Origin of the sequence: Streptomyces noursei (assembly GCF_001646665.1) — a bacterium.
GTDB classification, from domain to species: Bacteria; Actinomycetota; Actinomycetes; order Streptomycetales; family Streptomycetaceae; genus Streptomyces; species Streptomyces lavendulocolor.
In genome coordinates this window covers 187,670-210,315 of record NZ_LWBU01000384.1, presented here as the reverse complement: position 1 = coordinate 210,315, position 22,646 = coordinate 187,670, and the positions used below count along the sequence as shown (strand labels likewise).

The 22,646-nt window shown below is 73.8% G+C and carries 20 protein-coding genes; 7 read left to right on the top strand and 13 right to left on the bottom strand.

The features are described from left to right. Window positions 1–144 precede the first annotated feature (144 nt). Window positions 145–1,662, bottom strand: a complete 1,518-nt coding sequence (locus A4V12_RS31555) for a PLP-dependent aminotransferase family protein (RefSeq protein WP_079137517.1) — start codon at window positions 1,660–1,662, stop codon at window positions 145–147. Window positions 1,663–1,725: 63 nt separating this feature from the next. On the opposite strand from A4V12_RS31555, the gene A4V12_RS31550 reads away from it, so the two are divergent. Beyond that, on the top strand, window positions 1,726–2,943 hold the full coding sequence (locus A4V12_RS31550; protein WP_064072880.1) for a trans-sulfuration enzyme family protein: 1,218 nt from the start codon (window positions 1,726–1,728) through the stop codon (window positions 2,941–2,943). Window positions 2,944–2,998: 55 nt separating this feature from the next. On the opposite strand, the gene A4V12_RS31545 is transcribed toward A4V12_RS31550, so the two are convergent. The 4 genes from A4V12_RS31545 to A4V12_RS31530 form a co-directional block, all read right to left on the bottom strand. Then, window positions 2,999–5,983: an NACHT domain-containing protein gene (locus tag A4V12_RS31545; protein ID WP_064072879.1), complete on the bottom strand. Its 2,985-nt coding sequence runs from the start codon at window positions 5,981–5,983 to the stop codon at window positions 2,999–3,001. 150 nt (window positions 5,984–6,133) lie between these two features. After that, window positions 6,134–6,859 carry an adenosylcobinamide amidohydrolase gene (locus A4V12_RS31540; RefSeq protein ID WP_064072878.1) on the bottom strand — a complete coding sequence of 242 codons (726 nt, stop codon included), beginning with the start codon at window positions 6,857–6,859 and terminating at the stop codon, window positions 6,134–6,136. A 94-nt stretch (window positions 6,860–6,953) separates the two neighbouring features. Continuing rightward, window positions 6,954–7,670 (bottom strand): NADPH-dependent F420 reductase, encoded by a 717-nt coding sequence (locus tag A4V12_RS31535; protein WP_064072877.1) that lies wholly within the window; start codon window positions 7,668–7,670, stop codon window positions 6,954–6,956. Window positions 7,671–8,017: 347 nt separating this feature from the next. Then, complete coding sequence (locus tag A4V12_RS31530) at window positions 8,018–8,596, bottom strand: TetR/AcrR family transcriptional regulator (RefSeq protein WP_064072876.1); 579 nt, start codon at window positions 8,594–8,596, stop codon at window positions 8,018–8,020. A 90-nt stretch (window positions 8,597–8,686) separates the two neighbouring features. Here A4V12_RS31530 and A4V12_RS31525 point away from each other — a divergent pair, with 90 nt between their 5' ends. Beyond that, entirely contained in the window at window positions 8,687–9,133 is a 447-nt protein-coding gene (locus A4V12_RS31525; protein WP_064072875.1) for a DUF1772 domain-containing protein, read from the top strand. A 270-nt stretch (window positions 9,134–9,403) separates the two neighbouring features. Here A4V12_RS31525 and thpR read toward each other — a convergent pair whose 3' ends face one another. Next, a complete protein-coding gene (thpR, locus tag A4V12_RS31520) occupies window positions 9,404–9,997 on the bottom strand; it encodes an RNA 2',3'-cyclic phosphodiesterase (protein WP_064072874.1) in 594 nt (197 codons plus the stop codon). A gap of 163 nt (window positions 9,998–10,160) precedes the next feature. Between thpR and A4V12_RS31515 the strand changes: the two genes are divergently transcribed. Continuing rightward, window positions 10,161–10,745 (top strand): SUKH-4 family immunity protein, encoded by a 585-nt coding sequence (locus A4V12_RS31515; RefSeq protein WP_064072873.1) that lies wholly within the window; start codon window positions 10,161–10,163, stop codon window positions 10,743–10,745. 92 nt (window positions 10,746–10,837) lie between these two features. On the opposite strand, the gene A4V12_RS31510 is transcribed toward A4V12_RS31515, so the two are convergent. Continuing rightward, window positions 10,838–11,245 carry a RidA family protein gene (locus A4V12_RS31510; protein ID WP_064072872.1) on the bottom strand — a complete coding sequence of 136 codons (408 nt, stop codon included), beginning with the start codon at window positions 11,243–11,245 and terminating at the stop codon, window positions 10,838–10,840. A 119-nt stretch (window positions 11,246–11,364) separates the two neighbouring features. Here A4V12_RS31510 and A4V12_RS31505 point away from each other — a divergent pair, with 119 nt between their 5' ends. After that, window positions 11,365–11,745, top strand: coding sequence for a winged helix-turn-helix transcriptional regulator (locus A4V12_RS31505; protein ID WP_064072871.1), 381 nt, complete (start codon window positions 11,365–11,367; stop codon window positions 11,743–11,745). A gap of 123 nt (window positions 11,746–11,868) precedes the next feature. Here the strand turns inward: A4V12_RS31505 and A4V12_RS31500 are convergent, their stop codons facing one another. The 6 genes from A4V12_RS31500 to A4V12_RS31475 form a co-directional block, all read right to left on the bottom strand. Then, entirely contained in the window at window positions 11,869–12,246 is a 378-nt protein-coding gene (locus A4V12_RS31500) for a peptidase inhibitor family I36 protein (RefSeq protein ID WP_064072937.1), read from the bottom strand. 1,052 nt (window positions 12,247–13,298) lie between these two features. Beyond that, a complete protein-coding gene (locus tag A4V12_RS31495) occupies window positions 13,299–13,976 on the bottom strand; it encodes a response regulator (protein ID WP_064072870.1) in 678 nt (225 codons plus the stop codon). Continuing rightward, on the bottom strand, window positions 13,973–15,301 hold the full coding sequence (locus A4V12_RS31490; RefSeq protein ID WP_064072936.1) for a sensor histidine kinase: 1,329 nt from the start codon (window positions 15,299–15,301) through the stop codon (window positions 13,973–13,975). The genes A4V12_RS31495 and A4V12_RS31490 overlap by 4 nt, the downstream gene beginning before the upstream one ends. Before the next feature lie 28 nt (window positions 15,302–15,329). After that, window positions 15,330–16,490 carry an acyltransferase family protein gene (locus tag A4V12_RS31485; protein ID WP_064072869.1) on the bottom strand — a complete coding sequence of 387 codons (1,161 nt, stop codon included), beginning with the start codon at window positions 16,488–16,490 and terminating at the stop codon, window positions 15,330–15,332. Further along, entirely contained in the window at window positions 16,483–17,439 is a 957-nt protein-coding gene (locus tag A4V12_RS31480) for an alpha/beta hydrolase (RefSeq protein WP_064072868.1), read from the bottom strand. Before A4V12_RS31480 ends, A4V12_RS31485 begins: the two co-directional genes overlap by 8 nt. Window positions 17,440–17,606: 167 nt before the next feature. Further along, window positions 17,607–18,983 (bottom strand): S41 family peptidase, encoded by a 1,377-nt coding sequence (locus A4V12_RS31475; protein WP_064072867.1) that lies wholly within the window; start codon window positions 18,981–18,983, stop codon window positions 17,607–17,609. Window positions 18,984–19,472: 489 nt separating this feature from the next. Between A4V12_RS31475 and A4V12_RS31470 the strand changes: the two genes are divergently transcribed. The 3 genes from A4V12_RS31470 (at window position 19,473) to A4V12_RS31460 (ending at window position 22,618) form a co-directional block, all read left to right on the top strand. Continuing rightward, a complete protein-coding gene (locus tag A4V12_RS31470) occupies window positions 19,473–20,309 on the top strand; it encodes a class II glutamine amidotransferase (RefSeq protein WP_064072866.1) in 837 nt (278 codons plus the stop codon). Between the two features lie 218 nt (window positions 20,310–20,527). Continuing rightward, on the top strand, window positions 20,528–21,151 hold the full coding sequence (locus A4V12_RS31465) for a potassium channel family protein (RefSeq protein ID WP_079137514.1): 624 nt from the start codon (window positions 20,528–20,530) through the stop codon (window positions 21,149–21,151). A gap of 57 nt (window positions 21,152–21,208) precedes the next feature. Beyond that, window positions 21,209–22,618, top strand: a complete 1,410-nt coding sequence (locus A4V12_RS31460; protein ID WP_064072864.1) for a DUF2252 domain-containing protein — start codon at window positions 21,209–21,211, stop codon at window positions 22,616–22,618. Window positions 22,619–22,646 lie beyond the last annotated feature (28 nt).

Here is a 22,646-nt window from a genome sequence, read left to right as displayed (position 1 = left end):
CCCGCCCCCGCTCCCGCCCCCGGCCTCCGGCTCCCGAACGCCGGCCCCGGCAGCCGGGACCGGCGCCGAGCCACGGCTGCCCCGCCCCGCCCCGCCCCGGGACCGGCACAGGGCCCCCGGCGCAGCGGCCCCGGTCCTCGGTCGTCACACCGCTATCGCGTTGAGCGCGGCCGGTGATCCGGCCGGCGAGCCGACCGGAGGGAACGGGGGAGGGAACGCCGGGGAGCCCGCACGGCCGGGTGAGGACGGCGCCGCCTGGGGCGCGTACTCGTCCCACGCCCGCGCGAGCCGGTCCACCGCCTCCGACAGCACCTCCGGCGGCAGCATGTGGTGCAGCCGCAGGCACCGCGCGCTGCCGCCCAGCGCGTCCATCGTGGCACCCGGCAGCAGCGCCACCCCGTGCCGCAGCGCGACCTGGGCGAAGGCCACACCGTCGCCGTGCGGGAGGCGGACCCACAACGTCTGGCCGCCCCCGGCCGGTGGGCAGTTCCACGAGGGAAGCCGCCGCGCCAGTTCGGCCCGCAGGTGGTCGTGACGGGCGCGCAGCGTGCGTGCCCGCGCCGCCACGATCGGCGCGAAGCCGGCCAGCAGCCGGGTGGCCACCCACTGCGCCGGCACGTCCGTCCCGAGGTCGTGGAGGGCCTTGAGGCGGGCCAGCCGGGCGATCAGCGGCGCCGGACCCCGCACCCACCCGATCCGCAGCCCGCCCCACACCACCTTGCTCAGCGAGCCGACCGCGACCACGTCGCCGTACGAGGAGAGCGACGGAGACGGCGCCCCGGCCTCGAACGCCAGGTCCACCGGCACCTCGTCGTCCACCAGCGGCACGCCGAGCCGGTTCGCCGCCTCGACGAGCCGGCGGCCGGCCAGTGGCGGGAGGACCGCCCCGGTGGGGTTCTGGAAGCGGGGGATCACATAGGCCAGGGCCGGCCGGGGACGCTCCATCACCGCGACGGCCCCCGCCACGTCCACCCCCGCCGGCCCCACCTCGACCGGGTGCGGGACGGCCGCCGCCTCCCGGAACAGGTCCAGCGCCCCCGGATACGTCGGCGCCTCCACGAGGACCCCGTCACCCGGCGCCACCAGCAGCCGGGTCAGCAGCGACAGGGCCTGCTGGGCACCGGTGGTGACCAGTACCTGTTCCGGACCGGTCGGGACGCCGCGCGCCCCGTACCGCTCGGCGACCGCCTCCCGCAGGGCCGGCAGCCCCGCCGGGTGGTAGCCCAGGTCACCGGCCGGGAACGTCAGCGTCCGGTACGCCTCGGTCAGCTCGGTCGGCGGGTCCACCGGCGCCGCGCAGCTCATCAGGATCACGTCGTCCGGCGTCTCCAGCAGGTGCAGGAAGAGCGGGTTGGACGTCTCCCTGACCCGGGGGCCCGGCACCAGCGCGGCGGACGCCACGCGGGTCCCGCTGCCCTGCCGCCGCACCAGGCGCCCCTCCTGACGCAGGACGTCATAGGCCGCCACGACCGTCGTGCGCCCCACCGCGAGCGCACCGGCGAGCCGCCGGTCGGGCGGCAGCAGGGCCCCCGGGGCCGGCAGCCCCTCGTCGATCAACTGCCGCAGGCGGGCGGCGAGCAGCAGGTACAGCGGCCCCCGCCCGGCCGACCAGCGGCCGAGGCGGGCGACGAACTCGTCCAGGGGAGTGGCAATTGGTTCCATCGCCGGACCAATCTGCCGGGATTGGCCCTGTGCGCGCAAGCGGTTCGCCCGTTGACTGGATCCATGAGCGACGACACCGCGGCACTGCGGCCCGAGACCCTCGCCGTCCACCCGCCCAGGGTGCCGGTCACCGGCAGCACACCCCTCGGCGTCCCCCTGCACCAGGGGCACGTCTTCTCCTTCGACAGCGCGGACGCGATGGCCGACGCCTTCGACTCGCCCGGCACCTTCGTCTACAGCCGGCTGGGCAACCCCACCGTCCGCACCCTCGAGGACGCCGTCGCCCGGCTCGAAGGCGGAGCCGCCGCCCTCTCCTACGCCTCCGGGATGGGCGCCATCAACGGCCTGCTACTCGGCCTGCTCTCCGCCGGGGACCACGTGATCGCGCAACGGTGCCTCTACGGGGGCACGTACGCGCTCCTCACCGACCTCGCCGCGCGCCGGGGCATCGGGGTCACGTACGTCTCCGGAACCGACCCCGAGGAGGTGCGGCGGGCGCTGCGGCCCGAGACGCGCCTGCTCTACCTGGAGACCATCGCCAACCCCACCACCCGGGTCTGCGACCTGCCCGCGCTGATCGCCGTCGCCGCCGAGGCCGGTGTTCCCAGCGCCGTGGACAACACCTTCGCCTCACCCCTGCTGTGCCGGCCGATCGAGCACGGCGCCGACGTGGTGATCCACTCGGCGACCAAGTACCTCTCCGGACACGCGGACGTCCTCGGCGGGGTCGCCGTCTTCGCGGACGCCGGACTGTACGACCGCATCCGCCACTACGCGGTCGAACAGGGCGCCGTCACCGACCCGTTCGCCGCCTGGCTGACCCTGCGGGGGCTCCAGACCATGCCGCTGCGGGTCGAGCGGCAGAGCGCCACCGCCGCGGACCTGGCCGGCCGGCTCGCCGCGCATCCCGCGGTCGCGGCCGTACGCCACCCGGCGCTCGCCGGGCACCCCGACCACGCCGTCGCGCGCCGGCTGCTGCCGCGGGGCGGCGGCGGGGTCGTCTCCTTCGACCTCGCGGGCGGGCGCGAGGCGGGCCGCGCCTTCGTCGAGGCCGTCCGCCTGGCCGCCCTGACCGCCTCGCTCGGCGACGTGAAGACCCTGGTGATGCACCCGGCCTCCACGTCGCACCGCCAACTCGACGCGGCGGCCCTCGACGCCGCGGGCATCGGGCAGGGGACGGTACGGATGTCCGTCGGCGTCGAGCACGTCGACGACCTGTGGGCCGACCTGGAGCAGGCGCTCGCCCGGACCCCCGTGGACCCGGACCCCGTGAACCCGTGAACCGGCGGTGACCCCGGCCCGCCGGCCACCCGGGGGCGCGCCCCCACGGCGGGCCTCAGCCCCCGCCCTCCGGGCCGGTCCCCGCGGGCGGGCTCCCTTGAGCGGCGAGCAGGCGCAGCACCCGGTCCCGCACCCCGGGCGCAATGCCGTCCAGGCCGCGCATCACCCGCGCCCGTACGGCGTCCCGCTCGCCGGGCGGCAGGTCCTCCGCACCGAGCAGCAGCTCCAGCACGTCGTGCGCCAGGGAGGTGGCCCGCTCGCCCGGCGTGGTGACGAACGTGGTGACGGCCGGGCCGAGCCAGGTGTAGACGGGGTCCATGGCGTGCCGCACGACACCGTCGTTCGTGCCGCAGGAGACGTCCGCCTTGTGCCGGAGCTCGTCCCAGTACGTACGCGACCACCCCGGGCCGTCGTTGCCCGGCGGGTAGCGGTACAGCCAGTTCATGTCCATCGGCTCCGGCGGCCCCGGTGCGCCGGAGCGCAGGGTGAGCTCCAGCTCCCTGCCCCGCTCGCTCCGGGTGCGCCGCACCGAGAGGGACAGGGCGAAGTCCGTCCACTGCTCCTCGTCGAACGACGAGCGCCACAACAGCACATGACGGTGCCAGGCACTGGCGTGGTCGCTCCAGGACGCGAACAGCTCGCTCGCCGTGACCCGCTCCCGCAGCAGCAGGATCACCAGGACCAGGTTGGCCCCGTAGATGCCGTGGCGGGCCGACGTGCGCAGCCGCGGGGAGGCGGGGAAGCGCGTGGGCCGGTACGCGCGGTGGGTCTCCCGCGTCCGCTGCCCGTGCTGCTCCAGCACCTCGATGAGCAGACGCGCCAGCCGGTCCCGCTCGGCCGCGGGGATGCGGCGCACCATCGCCCCGGCGAAGCGCAGCATCTGCCGTGAGGACAGCGGCGCGTACGAGAGCAGGGTGTACGCCAGGTCGTCGTCGACGCTGCCGCGGGCGTCCGACAGGGACGGACGGTGCGTCAGGAGACTGGTGAGCACGTGCAGCGCCAGCCGGACCACCAGGTACTCGCCGAAGGTGGCGTGCAGGAACTCGTACGTGGCCAGTACGCGGCCGTCCCGCACCGACTGGGCGCGCTGGACGAAGAAGAAGCGGCCGAGGGCCACTTCGCCGGCGCCGAGCGGGGTGCGGAACCCGGAGTCCTCGGTGGCGGCCCGGCCCAGCAGCGCCGTCAGGTCCTCGTCGAGTTCGGCGGCCGACACCCACTGGCGGCGGCGGTTGTGCACCGCGAACGCGACCAGGGAGAGCCGCTGGAGTTCCCGTTCGGCGCGGGCCCCGGCCTCCTCGTCCGGGACGGCGGCGGGGGAGGGGCCGGCCTTGTCGATCTCCCGGCGGGCGAAGGACGTCAGCAGCTCCTCGTACAGCTCCGCCTCGTCGAAGGGGCCGTCGCCCGCCCGGCGCAGGGCGTTGTCGGCGGCGTCGTACAGCGCCAGCATCGTCAGCAGCAGCGGCTGCGCGGCGAGCGCCCCGTGCCGCTCGACGGCCTCCCAGGTCAGCGGCCGCAGCCCGCGGGCGGCGAAGCAGCCGGCGTTCGCCTCGTTCCACAGGGCGAGCCAGCGGCGGACCTGCTCCGGCCGGAACGGCTCAAGGCGCAGCGAGACCAGGCCGTCCGGGTACCTGGCCCGGTCGGCGACGGCGGTGCGGCTGGTCACCAGCGCCCGCACGGGGCGGCCCTGGTCCGCCTCGCGCCGCTGGAACCGGGCCACCCGGGTCAGGAAGTCGCTGTGGTGCACCCCGGTGGTCTGCAGCAGCTCGTCGAACCCGTCGAGGAGCAGGACGGGAACCGTGCCCCCGGCGGAGCGGACCAGTTCCGGCCAGGACGGCCGCTCCCCGGTCGCGGTACGCACCGCCTGTTCGATCTGGTCCTGCAGGTCGTCCTCCGCGCGCACGTCCCGCAGCGGCACCCGGACGGGCAGGAACCCGGCGGACGGCAGCCGCGCGGCGAGGACCCGCGTCAGCACGGACTTCCCCGCGCCCGGCTGCCCGAGCACCAGGAGCGGCGCGACGGCCGCCCCGGGCGACGTCAGCGCGCCGGCCAGGTAGGAGGTGAGGTCCCGGCGCACCGGGGCGTCCGCCCACCACGCCTCGGTCGCGGGTCCGCCGGGACCGGTCACCTCCCGCACCCGGAAGTCGGGGTCCAGGTACATCTCCCGCAACGCCGGCACCCGTACGCCCTCCGGGCCCGACGACGCGTCCAGCACCGGCCGGGTCAGCACGGCCTCGGACGCGCGGGCCAGCGCCGCGGCGACGTCGGCGGGGGGACGCGCCGTCCGCGCCAGGCCGGCGAGGAGCTCGGTGACGCCCCCGAGGGAGCGGCGCACCTCGTCCCGGGTGGCGCGGTGCTCCAGCTGCGTCGTCCAGAACCCGAACTCGGGGGCCTCCTGGGCGAGCCGGGCGTACAGGGACTCGTACTGCCGGACCGCCTCGCGCGGCAGCTCGGCGCGGATCACGTGCCGGGCCGCGTCCCGGACGGCCGGCGGCCGGGCGCTCCAGGCACGGAGCCCCTCGGCGAAGTCGAGGAACCTGGCCGACAGGCCCTCGTACCAGCCCCGCAACTGCTCGGTGACCGCCTCGAAGGGGCGGTGGGGCGCGGGACTCGGGGCGTCCACGGCGGCCAGCGCCCGGGCGAACGCGGCGCCCCGCTCCGCCGCCCCCGGGGCGCCCGCCAGGGCGAGCTGTTCGCCCCGGGTCAGCTCCAGGTCCTCCAGCCGCACGGGCGGGTCCCGCTCCTCCAGGGCCTGGAACCAGGCGAGGACGACGATCACGGTGTGCGCGGCGTGCAGCAGCTCGGTGCGCTCGGCCCGGCCGTCGGCCAGGCCCAGGCGTCTGCCGACGCCCCGCACGGCGCCGCGCCCGAGCGCCAGCACGCTGCCCCGGGCGTCGGCGATCCGCACGAGCCCGTCGCCCACCCCGCCCGTCGCGACGTTCAGCGCCCCGCCGAGCGCCCGGTCCAGCGCGGCGACGGCGGGCGGATCACCGCCGAGCAGCGTCAACGCGTCCGAGAACGACAGCAGCCTGCGTACCCCCACCCTGCCCCCATGATCCGTACGTCGGTAGCGACGGCCCCGCGGACCCCACCAGCACTCTGGCACAGCGGCGCGCCGCCGGGACACTGTTCGCCCAACGCGCCCCGGGCCGCTGGGACGAGGGTCCCGGCCGGGGCCGGCTCACAACCGGCCCTACCGGTGCCGGTGCCCCTCGGCGGGGCGCCCGTCGGCCGGCCCGGTGGCGGCGGCCCGGACGCTGTCGCGCACGGCCGCGTGGACAGCTCGGGCGAGGCGCGCGCCCCACAGGGAGCGCGGTCCGGCGAAGGCGTACGCCTCCCGGCCATCGCCAGGCACGCGGGCCGCGACGCACACGGCGTCGGTGGGAGTGCCGGAACAGTCGTACCCGGCGTCCAGCAGCGCCTGCACCTTGGCCTCCGTGGCGGTGCCCACCGCGTTCACCAACGCCGCGTCGGTGAGCGCCACGGGCAGGGCGGCGACGATGTTCACCGTCCCCGGAGGGGCGGGCAGCGGTGACCCCTCGGCCGGTGAGGCGGCCCAGCCGCGCACCCCCACCGCCGCCGTCACCACCGCTTCCGCACCCGCGTCGTGCGCGTGGGCGTGGTGCGCGACGTCGGCGGCCGTCATCAGCCCCACTCCAGGCGCGGACTCGCCCGCTTCACGGGCCAGTTCGGCGAGGTGCCGCTCCGGGTCGGTGCGCCGGTAGCCGTGGACGACCTGGGCGTTGAGCACCCAGGACCGCTCGCCGATCCCACCGCCCAGCACCGCGCTGCTGATCATCCGCCAGCCGGGGCCGGCCCGCCACAACAGGGCGCCGAGCCGTTCGCCGTCCTCGGTGCGCGTCAGGCGTTCCACGGACAGACCGCCCGCGGTGCGGGGCGGCGGCAGGACGGCGGTCACGGGCGGGGGCTCCTTGCTGGGTCGGTCCCGGCGATCGTACGGGCCCGCTGCCGGCCGCCCGGAACGGGGCCCGTCCCGCGGGCCCGGCGGGCCGTCAGCGCACGATCTTGACCCCGAAGGGCCGGCCGCCGAGGGCGAGGTTGACGGCCATGTGGAAGTGGGCGTACATCTCCATGCCCCGCGCGGCGTGCAGGCTGCCGAGGTCGAGGATGTCGCGCCAGCCGTAGAGGCGCAGCAGCGCCGTGGCGGTCTCCTTGGCATCGGGATGGTCCCCGGCCACGAACATGGTGTGATCGCCGGAACCGACGGTGTTCGGCGCGACGACGGTCTGCTGCTCCTGGGTGACGAAGGCCTTGACGACCTTGGTGGCGGGCAGCGCGCGCTGGATCTGTTCGGCGAGGCTGTCCGTGTCGAGCGTGGCCAGACGCGGCATCACGCCCCAAGGGGTGGGCCAGGGGTGCTCGGTGTCGCCTTCCTGCTGGTAGACGTAGGGGACGGCGTAGTCGATGAGCGTCTTCCCGGCCAGTGCCGGGCCCGGCAGGGCGGTCAGGGCGGCGACCGCGTTGGCGCCGTCGATCCCGTTGACGACCACCTCGCCGGCCGCCGCCGCGTCCGCGAACGTGGCCAGGGTCAGCTCGGGATGGTCGGCCAGGAAGCCGGCGAACGGCGGTGTGCCCATCATGTCGGGTTCGGTGCGGGCCAGGGTCGCCCCGGGGTCGCGCGTCCCGACGGTGACGTCGTGGCCGAGTCCGGCCAGCGCGGTGGCGTGGCAGCGGGCGCCGGCCCCCGTACCGAGAATTGCGATCTTCATGGTGCGTCCTCCACGTGCTCTGCCGGGGCGTCGACCCTGGTGCGTCGCGTTCGTTGCTACGCGTCCCAGTGAAGGGCGCTTTTAGGTCACCCCATGTCCTAAAACGCCCAGCAGGGGAAGGTTGCGGCGGAAGGCCCTTCTCCGTGGGTCTTCCGTCCTTCGTGGCGTACGTCGGCCGGGCCGCCGGCGCGGCGGAAGCCGGCGCTCCGTGGCCGTGCCCTACGGGCGCCGGTGACCGGGGGAGAGGGCGCAGGTGGGCAGCGGGTCGGCGGCCGACGGGCCGGCCGGCAGGGGGCAGGCGGGCGGGCGACCGAGGCACCGGTCGCCTGCCCGCCGCGGCGAAGGTGTCAGAGCGCGGCCAGTCGGTCCACGAGCAGTTCCGTCCTCCGCTCGGCGTCCTCCGGCGGCAGCCTTCCCGCCCTGGTCAGGGTCGCCAGCCCGTGCAGGGCCGCCCAGAACGTCTCGGTGAACAGGCCCGGGTGGACACCGTCCCCGGCGACTTCCCCGAGGCTCTCCAGCAGGGCTGCGAAGGCGTCCTTCAGTGGTTCGGGGGTGTCCTCCACGGCGAAGGCCAGGCCGCCGTCGAGCCGGAACATGGCGTCGTAGACCGCCGGGTTGCGTTCGGCGAAGTCGAGATAGGTCCGGGCGAGAGCGGTGACCCGGGCGCGCGGGCCGTCCGCGGCGGATGCCGCCGCCCGCAGCGACACGGCCATCTCGGCGGCGCCTTGGAGGGCGACGGCGCCGATGATCTCGCGTTTGCCGCGGAAGTGACTGTAGAGGACGGGCTGGCTGTACTCGATGCGCTCGGCGAGCCGACGGGTGGTGACCGCGTCCCAGCCCTGCTGTTCGGCGAGTTCGCGGGCCGTCGCCACGATGAGGCGCTCGCGGTCCGCCCGTTCCCGCTCCTTGCGTTCCTGTACTGACATGAGGAGATCCTAGCAGTGCTAGACAATCGAGCGGCAGTAGTACTAGCGTTGCCTTGTCACCTAGCGGCGCTAGATTTTTGAGGGGTCATCATGCTCAACGCACTCGAGGTCTTCACCACCGTGCTCGTCGGCGTGATGGTGGGGGTGGAGTTCTCGGTCGCCTTCGTCATCAACCCGATCCTCAACGCCCTGCCGGAGGACAGCGGTCAGCTCGGCCGCGCCCATGGGGGCCGGATGCTCGGCGCCGTGATGCCGGTCTGGTACATCGGCTCGCTCGTCCTGGTCGCGGCCTGGGCCATCGCCGGACGGCACCACTCCGGCGCCGGCCTCGTGGTCACCGCGGGCGCGCTGCTGATCCTCAGCGTGATCATGTCGATCCTGCTGCTGGTCCCGATCAACAACCGGGGCAAGACGTGGACCCCCGAGAACCGGCCCGCCGACTGGAAGCAGCAGATGAATCGCTGGGACCGCTTCCACTACGTCCGCGTCGCCGTCATCATCGCCGCATTCACCCTGCTGGTCGCCGCCCTCGCCTGAGCCCGGCGCCGTCCGGCACCGTACGGGTGGCGTACGGCCCACGCCGCGCGGCGGACGCGGCGAGGCACCGCCGTACCGGCACCCGTCGGTACGGCTGCCGGCGCCCCTCCGAACCGCTGCCGCGGCCGCACCGGGCGGCGGCCATGCCCGCCGATCGGCACGTACGGCACGACGGATCCCCGCACGAGAGACGCTGCTCTCGGCACGAGGACCGGAGCGAGGATCGGCGAGGGACGGAAACCGCTCGTCGATCACACCCCATGACGCGCCCTACGAGGGCCTCGCGCCCTCGAACGCCCAGGACTCGATGTCGCGGTAGCGGATCGGGCCCGGGCCGCGGCCGAAGTTGCTGCCGACCAGGTGCAGACGCTCGGCCGGCCAGGTGCGGCCGGTGAACCCGGACAGGCTCTCCGCGGCCCGGACCGCGCTCGAAGCGTCGTCGCGGCGGGAGCGGGCGAGCGTCAGATGGGGGTTGAGCGGCCGGTCCGTGAAGGGGACCCCGTGCTCCGCGACCAGCGCCCGCACCTCTCCCGCGAGCAGGTGCAGCCCTTCGACGTCCCCGCCGATCCCGCTCCACAGCACGCGTTCGTCGAAATGCCCGCCACCCCGCAAGGACAGCAGCAACGGCGCCTTTCGAGCCGCGAGTTCCGCGAGCGGAGGCCGCAACCCCGCGACCGCCTCCCTCGGCAGCTCGCCGAGGAACGCCAGGGTGATGTGCCAGTCCTCGATGCGGTTCCACCGCATCTGCGGATGGGCGTCATAGGCGGGCCGCAACGCCTGCTCCAGTTCCTGTTTCGCGTCGTCGGGCGGCGCCAGGGCTATGAAGACGCGGACGGTCGCGGCGGCCGGGGTCTCTTCGTTCACGAGGGAATTCGTACACCACCGGCGCCCGCAACCGTCGTCCGGCCCGGCCTCACCCGGCACGGCCCGCCACCGTATGCCGAGGAGGGGCAGAGGAGGGCGTTGTCAGAGGCGTGCGGTTGACTGGGGGCAGGATCGAACGACGACTGATCATGGGGGACACGCGGTGGAGAACGACGACACTCCGCACACGCCGGACGCGGCATGGCTGGAGGCGCGCCTGGGTGAAGGCTCGCTCTGGCGACCCGACGAGGCCGGCCTCCCCGCCGAACTGACGCATGCGGGCACGAGGGAGTTCTTGCGCACCGTCGGCTTCCCGGCCGTCCGACTCGACGCCGTGGGAATCGACACCAGCCATCTGCGGGACGCGGACAGCAGGATTCCGTTCGACTCCGACGAGATCTACGGGAACCGCTACCCCGACGACGACTCCCCGCCGAAGAACTTCTCCTTCACCATCGCCCTCCACGGCGACCAGCACCTGATGCTCGAAGCGGCCGACGGTGGCATCACCCACTACGACCCCAATGGCTGGGACCACGCCGACGGGTGGCAGGGACCGGCCGCCGAGTCCCTGCCTTCGCTGGCCGTGCTTCTCGCGCTGATGGCCGAGGCGTCGCCCGCCCTGGAGTCGCCCGACGACGCGACACGCGAGGCCGCCGCCGCCCGCCTCCGGACACGCATGATCGCCCACGACCTCGACGTGGACGGATGCGGTTTCTGGGACGAGGTCTTCGACTGCCTGGGCTGACCCGCACATCGGCGACCGACCCGCGCGGCGCGTGCCCGGACGCGCTCGGGCCGGCCGTCGCGGGGCGGGACGGGTTGTGCGTCCATGTGCCGTCAGTCGATGACAGCGGTGGCTTCCATCTCGACGAGGTGCTCGGGTACGTCCAGCGCCGCGACGCCCAGCAGGGTGGCCGGCGGTGCGGAGGTGGCCCCGAGTTTCGCGACCGCCCGGGTGATCCCTTCCATGAGCAAAGGCATCATGTCCGGGCTCCAGTCGGCGACGTAGACGGTCAGCTTCGCCACGTTGTCGAGGGAGGCGCCGACTTCGGCCAGCGCGGTGCCGATGTTGAGGTAGCACTGTTCGGCCTGAGTGGCGAGGTCACCCTCGCCGACCGTGACACCGTCGGCATCCCAGGCGACCTGGCCCGCGATGAAGACCAGCTTCGAGCCGGTCGCGACCGACACCTGATGGTAGGCATCGATCTTCGGCAGTCCGACGGGGTTCACCAGGGTGATGGGCATGTTGCTTCCTTCTTGTCGGCGAACGCCGCGACGCGGTCGCTCTCTTGTGGTTACTTCGGAACCGTAAGAGAGTGTTCGCTGACATGGAAGAACGCACTTTTCAGTGACTGGGGAACCTTATGGTGACCAAGCAGCTCCCAGGCTCGCCCGACGAAGCGGACGTGAGGCGTGCCGACTCGCTCGCACGGGAGATCTTCTCGGACCTCGCCAACAAATGGGCCCTCCTGATCATCGAGGCCCTGGGGGAAAGCACCCTGCGCTTCGGCGAGCTGCGGGACGAGGTCGAGGGCATCAGCCACAAGATGCTCACCCAGAACCTGCGCATGCTGGAGCGCAACGGCCTCATCGAGCGGACGGTGCACCCGGTGGTGCCGCCGCGGGTCGAGTACACCCTCACCGAACCGGGCCAGGCCCTGCGGGTGACCATCGACGGGCTGTGCGACTGGACCCACCGGTACCTGGGTCACATCGAGACCTCCCGCCACCGCTTCGACGACTGACGGGTCGGGTCCGGACCCCTTACCACGCCGCTGCCGGTGCCCGCCCCCGCGAGAGGCACGGGGGAGCGGGCACAGCGCACGGGGCGGAAGGCTCGTCCCGGGTACACGTCGGCGCGCCGGATGTCAGCAGCCGTGGGCCCACCGGTGGGAGTCGCCGCGGTCGTTGGCCGCGCCGTTGTAGTTGACCTCCTGGCCGGGGGTGAGGCACAGGGTCATCGCGCCGCCCTGCCCGGCCTCGTCGAAGACCTGCACGTGGGCGGGGATGCCCGGGCCCTCGATGCCGTGGTTGGCCCACGAGGAGTCGTCGGCGGCGATGTTGCTCTCCCACCAACCGTCGTCGCCCGACCAGTTCGCCCGCTGGCCCTGGTAGTCGGCGTGCTCCCAGGCGCAGAAATGGCCGCTGGGGCAGTCGGCCGCGCCGGCCGGCGTCGCTGCGGCGAGGCTGCCGGTGAGTACGAGGAGGGCCGCAGTGGCGGAGGTGAGCAGCCTGGTGATGGTCATGAGGGTTCGTTGCCTTTCTGGCTTTGTGGTGGGGCGGTCGGCCAGGAGGCCGGCCGCGCGCCGCACCGCGCGGTCGCGCAGGCGGTCGTGGGTGGTGATGTCGCCGCGGTGCGCGGCGCGGACCTCCGCGAGCCGGGCCGGCTCCAGTCGGGCCCGCAGCCGCTCGAGGCCGGCGGCCCGGACACATGAGGTGTCGTGGTCGTCGCAGGCCGCCCGCCGAGCGAGCGCGGCCCGGTAGTCGGCATCCTCACGGAGGCGGGCCTGCGCCTCGGGGCGCAGGTTGTTGACGGTGACCTCTGCGCGGAACCATCGTTCTTGGTCGCCGTAGAGGTACCTGTGCGCTGCGGCCAGGCAGCCGTCGGTGTGGGCGCGGACGGTGTAACCGGTGTTGAGCGTGATCGCCAGTTCGGTTGGTCCGGTTCCGAACAGCACCTCTTGCCGCGGGGGCGGCCCGGCGGCGTCCCGGGCGTGCAGGCACCGGTGCACGAGGATCCGCTGAGCGGCCGCGATCATGTCGCCGCGGCCCTTCTCCGAGGCAGGCAGTGCCGGCCCCGGCCGCGCCGCGCAGGCACCGGCGAGGAACAACGTCAACGCGGCAGCCACCATGGCCCTGCCTCGGGCTCGCACCGAGGAAGCACTGATCGTCACATCGCTTCAAACGATCACATGGTGCCGAGGGTGCGGCGGGCAGCCGACATGCCACGGAAGTGGGACGGCAGGCCAGGACATCGACGGTGGCGTGGCTGGCCCATGGGTGCGACACCCGTGGCAACGCCCGGACCGCCACCGGCACCGCCACCATCACCGAACGGGGCCGGAGCCCGTACACGGGCAGAACTGCGGTGGCTCGGAAGGCCGGTGGTGCCCGGTGAAGGGCACCAACGGCAAGGTCACCTCCTTCCCCTACGACACCCAGGGCGACCTGCCGGAGGCCGGCACCTCGCCGGACGGGGTCCCGCTGCGTGCCGCCGGGGGTGCACCGGGCCGGCTCGGCGACTGCCCGCCGGAGAGGGCTCGTGCGACCGGCCCCGGAGCACCGCGGTGCGGCTCCTTCAGGATCCGGACGGGCGGACGACTCCCGTCTCGTAGGCGAAGACCGCGGCCTGAGTGCGGTCGCGCAGGCCGAGTTTGACCAGGATCCGGCTGACATGGGTCTTCACGGTCTGTTCCGCCACCACCAGGCGCTCGGCCATCTCCGCGTTCGACAGGCCGTGGGCGATCAGGGAGAGGACCTCGGTCTCGCGCTCGGTGAGACCGGCGACGCGGTCCTTGAGCGGTCCGCGCGGGGCTTTGGTCATGCGGGAGAACTCCGCGATCAGGCGCTTGGTGATGGTCGGGGCCAGCAGGGCGTCGCCCCCCGCGACGACACGCACCGCGTGGGCGAGCTCGGCCGCCGAGGCGTCCTTGAGGAGGAAGCCGGACGCGCCTGCGCGCAGGGCGTCGTAGACGTACTCGTCGAGGTCGAAGGTGGTCAGCACCAGCACCTTGACGGGGCTCCCCGGCTCCTCGGTGAGGCGGCGAGTGGCTTCGATACCGCCGATCCCCGGCATGCGGATGTCCATCAGGACGACATCGGGGGCCAGTTGCGCGACCTTGGCGATCGCGTCGGCCCCGTCCACGGCCTGGCCGACGACCTCGATGTCCGGCTCGGCGCCCAGGAGCACCGTGAACCCCTGGCGGACCATCGCCTGGTCGTCGGCGATCAGTACGCGGATGGTGGGCGTCGTCATGCGGGGTCCCCCAGGGGTTCGGCCGACGCGGGCTCGGTCGGCAGGATCGCGGTCACTTCCCAGCCGCCGTCCGGGGTCGGACCGGTGGCCAGGTCGCCGCCCAGCATGGCCGTGCGCTCACGCATGCCGAGCAGGCCGTGGCCCGCGCCGGGCGAGGGCGCGACGGGTCGTTCGGGCGCGACGTTGGTGACCCGGACGGAGACCCCGGACGGCAGGTAGGCGGTGTCCACCCGGACCGGGGCGCCCGGCGCGTGCCTCATCGCGTTGCTGAGCGCCTCCTGAACGATACGGAACGCCGACAGGGCGACTCCCGGCGGCAGGGGCCGGGGCCGGCCCGTGGTGCCGGTGGTGACGATGAGTCCGGCGGCGCGCACGCCGGCGAGCAGTTCGTCGAGCCGGTCGAGGCCGGGCTGCGGGGCGTGCCGGGTGTCACCGTCCGGGTCCTCGGAGCGCAGCACGCCCAGTACGCGCCGGAGTTCGACGAGCGCGTCGACGGCGCTGCGCCGGATTCCCGCGAGGTTCTCCGTGAGTTCGTCGGAGGGGTTCTCGACGAGGTGCGGGGCGACTTGGGCCTGGATGGAGATGACCGACATGTGGTGGGCGACGACGTCGTGCAGTTCGCGGGCGATGCGCTGGCGCTCCTCCAGCAGGGTGCGCCGGGCCCGCTCCTCCGCGGTGCGTTCCTCCTGGGCCTCCAGCGCGCTGCGGGCCACCTGGCGGCCGCGGAGCGAGGCACCCACGACGACGGCGACGAGCAGGATCGCGACCGTGACCTTGCGGGCGTACGGGCTGAGGCCGGATTCGTACACACCGCACGCCAGGACCACGACCACGCTGATCGTCAGCACCTCGGCGGCGACCCGCAGCCGTACGCGCAACGCCACTCCGCACAGCACCACGGCGTGCAGGGTGAGCCCGGTGGCGGTCCAGGGTTCCGGGTGCAGCGGTACGTCCGGCGCGTTCCATGGGGCGGCCGTGGGCAGTTCGTGCGTGCGGGCGATCCAGGCGACGGCGACCATGGCGAAGGTGGAGGCCCACCAGGCCGGAAGCGGCCGGAACAGTACGGCGACGAATGCCGAGGCCTGGATCAGGGAGAGCAGCAGGCCCAGTTCCATGCCCATGCCGTAGCCGCCGGCGTACTCCTCGGCGTTGATGACGAGGGCGAGCGCCGCGCACACGACCATCAGCACGACGACGGCCGGGAGCCAGTCGCCCATGGGGCGGGTGGGCCTGCCGTCGGACGGCCGCCGGGCGCCGCCCGCCCAGAGGTCCTGGACCAGCGTGCGGGTCAGCGCCCGGACGCCCGTCACCGGTCGCTTCGTCATGTTCCCCCACTTGTTCACTGTTCCCACCCTAGGCATCGCGCACCGCCTCCGACGGGGCCGGACGCCCCTGGGCCACGACCCGGCCGCCGGAGGGACGCCGGGGTTGTTCGTACGTACGGAAGGCCGACCGGCAGATCAGCAGGGCCGCCGCGAACAGCGGCAGCCACAGGAGCCGGGCGACGATCCAGCCGGCGCCGTCCGGAGGAGTGTGCAGGCCGGTCAGGGGCCGCCCCGCGAGCAGACCCAGCGCGGTGACGGCGATCATGGCGGTCTGGTGCCAGAGGAAGACCGTCATCGCGCAGAGGTTCACCAGCGCGGCCGCGGCCCACACCGCCGGCCGCCGCAGGACCCGGCGCAGCGGTCCGATCAGCAGCAGAGCGGCGCCGCACTGGGCGAGGCCGAAGGTGACCGCCGCGAGTGTGGGCGGGTTGAGGTTGGAGATCGCGGCGCCGGGCACGCCGACCATGGAGGCCGGGTAGCCGGCGACGAGGACCAGCCCGGCGGTGGCCGCCGAGCCGCCGAGCAGCAGACCCCAGCCGGCCCGGCGGCCCGGCAGCGCACGCGCCCAGGAGGCGCCCAGGCAGTACGGGACGAGCCACCCGGCGGCCACGTTGATCCAGCTGAGCACGGCCGGGCCGTCCAATCCGAAGCGGAACACGTCGACGTACAGCACGAGCGCCAGCGGCCACAGCGGATGGAGCCTCCGCACCAGCGGGGTCACGGCGGTCAGCGCAGCGAAGACGAGCAGGAACCACAGCGGCGACCACACCAGCTTGACCAGGGCCAGTACGGTCGCGAGGCCGACGCCGGAGGCCAGCGTGAGCACGGCGACGACCGCCCACAGCGCGACGACGGCGGTGACCGGCCGCGACAGCCGCGCCAGGCGCGCGCCGAGCCACCGGCCGTACGACCCGCCACGGGCGCGGGTGGAGTCCAGACCGCGCGCGGCCGCGTACCCGCCCACCAGGAAGAAGACGGCGAGGGTCTGGAACGCCCAGGAGACGGGTGCGAGGTGCGGCATGTACTGGAGCGGGCTCGCGGTGCGCACGGTGCCGCTGTCGGCGACCAGGGCGGTCACGAGCCAGTGGCCCAGCACCACGCCGAGGATGGCGAGGGCGCGCAGGGCGTCGACGGCCCGGTCGCGCCCGGGGGGAGTGGCGGATTCGATCCGCCGGACGAGGTCACGCAAGGCTCGTCCCCTTCCCGGCGACGATGCGGGCGATGTTCTTCAAGGGCACGGAGCCCGGCGCGAGGTAGTCGCTGTGGCCGCCGGCGCCCGCGTCGAAGCGGCGCGCGCCGAATTTGGCGTCCATCGGGTCCGTCCCGAAGCCGGCCGTCACGCACGGCAGGGGCAGCCGCCCGTGCGGCACGCCGGCGATCCAGTCGCCAGCGCCCCGGCCCGCCCAGACGAGGGCCCGGGTGCGCAGGTGCCGCACATGGTCGGCGCCTGTGCCGGGGCTGCCGTACAGCACGATGTCGGCGACGGGCAGGCCCGGTGCCGCGCGGGCGCAGACGACCGAGCCGTAGGAGTGGCACAAGAGCGTGATGCGGGCGGCGGGTCTGGCGCCCCGCAAGCCGTCGACGAAGGCGCGCAGCCCCGGCGCGGCGTCCTCGGCCCGGCCGGTCGTGAGGGCGTCCGTGCTGACGGTGCCGGGCGTCTTGTAGCCCATCCAGGCGACGACGGCGGCCCGGCCGGACGCCCCGCCCAGCTCGCGCAGCAGCGCCTCGGCGCCGGTGCGGAAGCGGCCGTAGGTGTCCAGACCGGTGTCCGAGCCCGGGACGAGCACGGCGATCCGCTCCGCGCGCGCCAGGTCGCCGAATACCTCGACGGTACGGCCGCCGTCCCGGCCGTCGAAGACGAGGAAGCGGCGGTCCGGTGCGGCCATGGACCGCAGCGCGCCGGCCCGTCGCGCGTCGCCGTGTCCGGCGGCGGTACGGGCGGCGGCGCGGATGCCGTCGCGGGCCGCGGCGTACCGCTCCTCGAGGGCCGCCGGGGTGGCGGACGTCAGAGGCCCGAGGACGGAGGGGGCGGGCGCGGGCGCCGGGACCGCGGCGGGACGCGCGGCGCCCGACAGCGGCAGGGCCACGGAGGCGGCGACGAGCGCGGCGAGCAGGGTGCGGCGCGGGCGGGACGCCATGCGGAAGGTCCTTTCGTACCGGGGGTGTTGGGCTTTCCGGTGCCGAAATTAGTGATCATGTCCGCTGGTCGGCGTCCCTCCCGGGAGCGCACCTGGGGCGTAGCTCCGAAGTACTACGGGTAGGGGGCTCGGCCTCCGGGCCCGGCCCCGGTCGCGCCGCTCTTGTGTCAGCTCGTGGCGCCGCCGTGGTTCCGCAGGACGTGCAGAGCCCTGTCGAGGGCCGAGTCCCTCTTCTTGTCGAACTCCTCCTTCGTGAAGACCGGCTCAGTGAGGTGCGGTGGGATGCCCGCGCCGTCGAAGGTCCTGCCGGACCCGGTCAGGAACTCCTCGTTCGGCAACCAGGCCGACATGCCGTTGGGGAGCTTGCGCGACATGACGTCCGAGAAGACGCCCTGTGTGGGCTGCCCGATCCGGATCGTCCGGCCGGGCCGGTCCATGAGGGCCTGGGTGAAGGTCTCGCCCGCGCTGACGGTCGAGCCGCCGGTCAGCACGGCGATCGGACCGGTGTAACGGGGGCTTTGGGCGGGTGCGACGTACGCGGGCTGGGGGCGAGTGTGCCGGGTGGGGTCGGCGGGGTCGTTGCGGGCCCGCTTGGAGTAGGCGACGTAGGGGATGTCGGTGAGGCGCTCGGCGATGCGAATTCCCAGGGCGTCGGAGCCGCCGCCGTTGATCCGCAGATCGATGATCAGACCCTCTAGGCGCTGGATGCGCTCCTGGCTGAGGACCGTGTCCAACGCCCTGTCGAGCTCGGCGAGCTGGGCGGCGTAGGGGGCGCCGGCGCCCGCGTATCCGCCGAAGCCGGATATCCGCAAGTAGCCCTGCCCGTCGGACAGGTCGGCGTAGGTGATCCGCCCGTTGGCGAATTCCTGGAGGTTCCGGGCGTCCTCGAGGTCGCGCTCCACGATGAACTTCTTGACCTTGGCGTCCAGCTCCGCGGTGGGCGGCACGGTGCCGGGGCGTCCTTGCGCGAAGACGCGGGCACCGTCCTGAACGGCGACATGGGAGTCGTACAAGGGCTTCACCATCTCGCTGAAGACGGCGAAGAGCTCGTCCCTGGTCGTCTCCACGTGCACTTTGGGCCGGTACTGGTCGCGCACGGCGTGCCAGTCGATGCCCTTGGCGGAGAAGAAGGGGTAGTTCTCCTCGAAGGACTGCCAGAAGACGTCGAAGGCGGCGAGCGGATCCTCGGGGACCGGACGGGTGCAGGCGTCGGGCAGTTTCTGGATCCGGTGCAGGTTCCGGTCGCCGACGGAGCCGTCCGCCCGTATGGACCCGCGGTCACGGCCTCCTTGCGTGCGCACGGTGAGGACGGTGCCGTCGGGCGTGGTGTACGTGCCGGGGCCGGTCCGCCGCGCGGAGTCGCCCTTGAGGCAGCTGACGGAGGTGGTCTGGTACTCCTGGAGAGTTCCGTTCCGGATGGACAGCACCGTGCCGTAGCCGTCCATGCGCCAGATTCCGTCGGCGGTCGGCTGTTGGGCGACGGCTGCCGGCGCGGCCCCGCCGGCGAGGGCCATGACGAGGGCGGTGGCCGTGACAATGCGCACGATGTTGCCTTTTCTCTAAGGGACTTGCTCGGGCACCCTCACGATCGCCGACACGGCGTTCCCCGGGCCATCCGGCTGGCTGGTCGATCACTGGTAGGGCCAGCCCCCCACCACCGGCGGTCTCCGGGGGCCGAACGCGCACGCTCCAGACCTCGTCGGCGTGCCGACCGGAGCCGGCACGGGGGCGGGGGCGGGGGCGGGGCGAAGGCTTGGGCGGGGGCTTGGGCGGGTGTCGGCTCCGGGGCCGGCAAAGGCCGCGCGCCGCGGTTCTTCCGTCGTACGACGCTTCCGGTGTGGCCCGGCCGCCTCACCCCGTCCGGGTGAGGCGGCCGGGTGCCCGCGGGCGGCAGTCTCGGAGTGACCGAAGTGTCCGGAGTGACCGGAGAGCGCAGGGCGGCGTGGTGGCGCCGGCACGAGCACGTGCCGGCGGAAACGCGGTCGGCATCCCGTGCGTACCGGGCAGCGCCGACCGGGAAAGGGTGACCGTCCATGTGCCGGTGGCTGGCGTACTCGGGGAGCCCCCTGCTCCTCGACACCATTCTCTACAAGCCCGCCCACTCACTGATCGACCAGAGCCTTCACTCCCGGCTCGGCGTCGAGACCACCAACGGGGACGGCTTCGGCGTCGGCTGGTACACACCGGACGCCGAGGACGGCACTCCCGCGGTCGTCCGTGACGTCGGCCCGGCCTGGAACAACCGCAATCTGCGGGAGATCGCCGGCCACGTCAGTTCCCCGCTGTTCTTCGCCCACATCAGGGCCTCGACCGGCACGGCGGTCCAGCAGACCAACTCCCATCCCTTCCGGCACGGCCGCTGGATGTGGATGCACAACGGGGCCATAGCCGGCTTCCCCGTCATCCGGCGCGACCTCTGCCTGGCCGTGGACCCCTCCTTGTTCACGAGCATCGAGGGGTCCACGGACTCCGAGGTGATGTTCTACCTCGCGCTCACGTTCGGGCTGCGGGACGACCCGCCGCAGGCGGTCGCCCGCATGGTCGGGTTCGTCGAGCGGACGGCGCGCGAGCACGGCGTGGCGCACCCGCTCCAGATGACCGTCGCGACGACCGACGGCACGGCCGTGTGGGCGTTCCGGTACGCCAGCGAGGGCACCGCCCGGTCGCTGTTCTACAGCAGCAGGATCCAGGCACTGCAGGCGCTGCACCCGGACGTCGCCTTCCTGCGGGACCTGTCCGAGGAAACCCGGCTGGTCGTGTCGGAACCGCTGGGAGAACTGCCGGGGGCGTGGAACGAGGTCCCCGAGCACAGCTACGGCGTCGTACGGCAGGGAGCGGACGAACTGCATCCGTTCGCCCCCGTCCCGTGACGGCGACGAGCGGGGTCACACCCGGCGGGTGATCCGCCGGGGCGGCGGGTGCGGTGAGATGGGAGTCCGGCCGGCTCGCCGCTGTACGGGCCCGCACGGCGACGTGCCGTACGGCGACGTGTCGTACCCCCGACGTGCTGTACGGGGGACGATGGCGACGTACGCCCCGCGCAGGCTCACACGCCCACCCACAGGGCCACGGACGAAGAGGGACGCCCATGACCGATCCAGCGGCATCCGGAGCCGGGCCGGGCGGTGGGCCGGAGGCCGGGCCCGGCGGTGGGCGGGCAGCGGACCGGAGGGGATCGGACGGCAGGGGAGCGGACCGGGGGCGGCGGGCGGCGGGCGTCGTCCTCGCGCGGGCGGTGGGCGTCGCCGCGGGCCTCGTGGCCGCCTACTACCTGATCCCCCTCGAGGGGGGCAGGACGGGCGCGGCGTCGGCGCTGCTGATCTGCGGGCTGCTCGCGGTCGTCGTGATCCTGGTGTGGGAGGCGCGGGCCATCACACGGTCGGCCCTGCCCCGCCTGAAGGCCGTCGAGGCCCTGGCCACCACGCTGGCGCTGTACCTGGTGCTCTTCGCCAGCGCCTACTACCTGCTGGAGCGCTCCTCCCCGGGATCCTTCAGCGAACCGCTGACCAAGACGGACGCCCTGTACTTCACCCTGACCACATTCTCCACGGTCGGGTTCGGCGACATCACCGCCGACTCCCAGACGGGGCGCGTGGTGACGATGCTGCAGATGTTCGGCGGGCTGATGCTCGTCGGCGTCGCGGCACGACTCCTCGCCGGCGCGGTACAGGCGGGACTGCGGCGTCAGGGCCGCGAACCGCCGCCGGAGTAGGCCGCGGCACGGAAGCGTCCGACCGTCACGGGAACAGCCCATCAGGAGGTGTGATCCATGGCCCTGCCACACATGATGACGGTCCCGCCGACACCGTCCGAGAGGGCGGCGCACGGCAGGAGCGTACGCTCCCGTGCCACGCGCTCCTCGCACGGCCGGTTCGAGAGGGACGCGGAACGGGTCGACCCCGTGGCAGTGGTCGAGCGGCAGTCCGCCTCACGCCTGCCCGAGCTGGTGCCCATCCGCTACGGGCGCATGCTCGAGTCCCCGTTCCGGTTCTACCGCGGCGCGGCGGCGATCATGGCGGCCGACCTCGGCCCCCTGCCGCACACCGGGCTGACGGTCCAGCTCTGCGGAGACGCCCATCTGCTCAACTTCCGGCTGCTGGCGTCACCCGAGCGCCGGCTGGTCTTCGACATCAACGACTTCGACGAGACCCTGCCCGGACCGTTCGAATGGGACGTGAAGCGGCTGGCGGCCAGCTTCGCCATCGCCGCCCGGGCCGACGGCTTCTCGGTCAAGGAGCAGAACGCCGCCGTGCGGGCGTGCGTCCAGGCGTACCGGGAAAGGATCCGCAAGTTCGCCGGGATGCGTGCCCTGGACGTCTGGTACGCGCAGGACGACGCCGACCGCATGAGGCTGCTGCTCGCCTCGTCGATGAGCAAGGACGTCCGGCGCCGCACCGCGGAAGCCACCGCCAAGGCGCGCACCCGCACCCACCTTCAGGCCTTCGCGCAGCTCACCCGGGTCACCGGGGAAGGCCGGCGCATCACCCCCGACCCGCCTCTCATCACCCCGCTCCGGGACCTGCTGACCGACCCGACCGGCGACGACCGGCGCCGGCTCGGGGCCCTGCTGGACCGGTACGAGGAAAGCCTCTCCTCGGAGCGCCGCCACCTCCTGCGCCAGTACCACCTGGTCGACGTGGCCAGGAAGGTGGTGGGCGTCGGCAGCGTCGGAACGCGCTGCTGGATCCTGCTCCTGCTCGGCAGGAACGACGACGACCCCCTGCTGCTCCAGGCCAAGGAGGCCCAGCGGTCCGTGCTCGCCGAGCACACGGACGCCGAGCACTACGACAACGAGGGCCGCCGGGTGGTGGCGGGGCAGCGCCTCATGCAGACCACCAGCGACATCTTCCTGGGCTGGACGCACGTCGTCGGCCTCGACGGCCGCGGGCGGGACTTCTACGTCCGCCAGCTGCGGGACTGGAAGGGCATCGCCCGGCCGGACACCATGGACCCCGCCATGCTGCGCCTCTTCGCCCAGCTGTGCGGCGCCGGCCTGGCCCGCGCCCACGCCCGGTCCGGCGACCCCGTGGCCATCGGCGCCTACCTGGGCGGCAGCGACCGGTTCGACCGGGCACTCGCCGAGTTCGCCCAGGCCTACGCCGACCGGAACGAACGGGACTTCGAGGCGCTGGGCGCCGCGGCCCGTTCGGGCAGGATCCACGCCGAGTTCCCCGACTGACGCGAAGTCGTCCCGCGTCCGCGCCGTA

Excerpts from the sequence above, each read along its gene's own strand:
- A4V12_RS31530 (WP_064072876.1), bottom strand. The coding sequence starts at position 8,596 with ATGTCAGTACAGGAACGCAAGGAGCGGGAACGGGCGGACCGCGAGCGC.
- A4V12_RS31465 (WP_079137514.1), top strand. The coding sequence starts at position 20,528 with ATGACCGATCCAGCGGCATCCGGAGCCGGGCCGGGCGGTGGGCCGGAG.
- A4V12_RS31480 (WP_064072868.1), bottom strand. The coding sequence starts at position 17,439 with ATGGCGTCCCGCCCGCGCCGCACCCTGCTCGCCGCGCTCGTCGCCGCC.
- A4V12_RS31495 (WP_064072870.1), bottom strand. The coding sequence starts at position 13,976 with ATGACGACGCCCACCATCCGCGTACTGATCGCCGACGACCAGGCGATG.
- A4V12_RS31555 (WP_079137517.1), bottom strand. The coding sequence starts at position 1,662 with ATGGAACCAATTGCCACTCCCCTGGACGAGTTCGTCGCCCGCCTCGGC.
- A4V12_RS31550 (WP_064072880.1), top strand. The coding sequence starts at position 1,726 with ATGAGCGACGACACCGCGGCACTGCGGCCCGAGACCCTCGCCGTCCAC.
- A4V12_RS31470 (WP_064072866.1), top strand. The coding sequence starts at position 19,473 with ATGTGCCGGTGGCTGGCGTACTCGGGGAGCCCCCTGCTCCTCGACACC.
- A4V12_RS31460 (WP_064072864.1), top strand. The coding sequence starts at position 21,209 with ATGGCCCTGCCACACATGATGACGGTCCCGCCGACACCGTCCGAGAGG.
- A4V12_RS31500 (WP_064072937.1), bottom strand. The coding sequence starts at position 12,246 with ATGACCATCACCAGGCTGCTCACCTCCGCCACTGCGGCCCTCCTCGTA.
- A4V12_RS31525 (WP_064072875.1), top strand. The coding sequence starts at position 8,687 with ATGCTCAACGCACTCGAGGTCTTCACCACCGTGCTCGTCGGCGTGATG.
- A4V12_RS31505 (WP_064072871.1), top strand. The coding sequence starts at position 11,365 with ATGGTGACCAAGCAGCTCCCAGGCTCGCCCGACGAAGCGGACGTGAGG.
- A4V12_RS31510 (WP_064072872.1), bottom strand. The coding sequence starts at position 11,245 with ATGCCCATCACCCTGGTGAACCCCGTCGGACTGCCGAAGATCGATGCC.
- A4V12_RS31490 (WP_064072936.1), bottom strand. The coding sequence starts at position 15,301 with ATGACGAAGCGACCGGTGACGGGCGTCCGGGCGCTGACCCGCACGCTG.
- A4V12_RS31535 (WP_064072877.1), bottom strand. The coding sequence starts at position 7,670 with ATGAAGATCGCAATTCTCGGTACGGGGGCCGGCGCCCGCTGCCACGCC.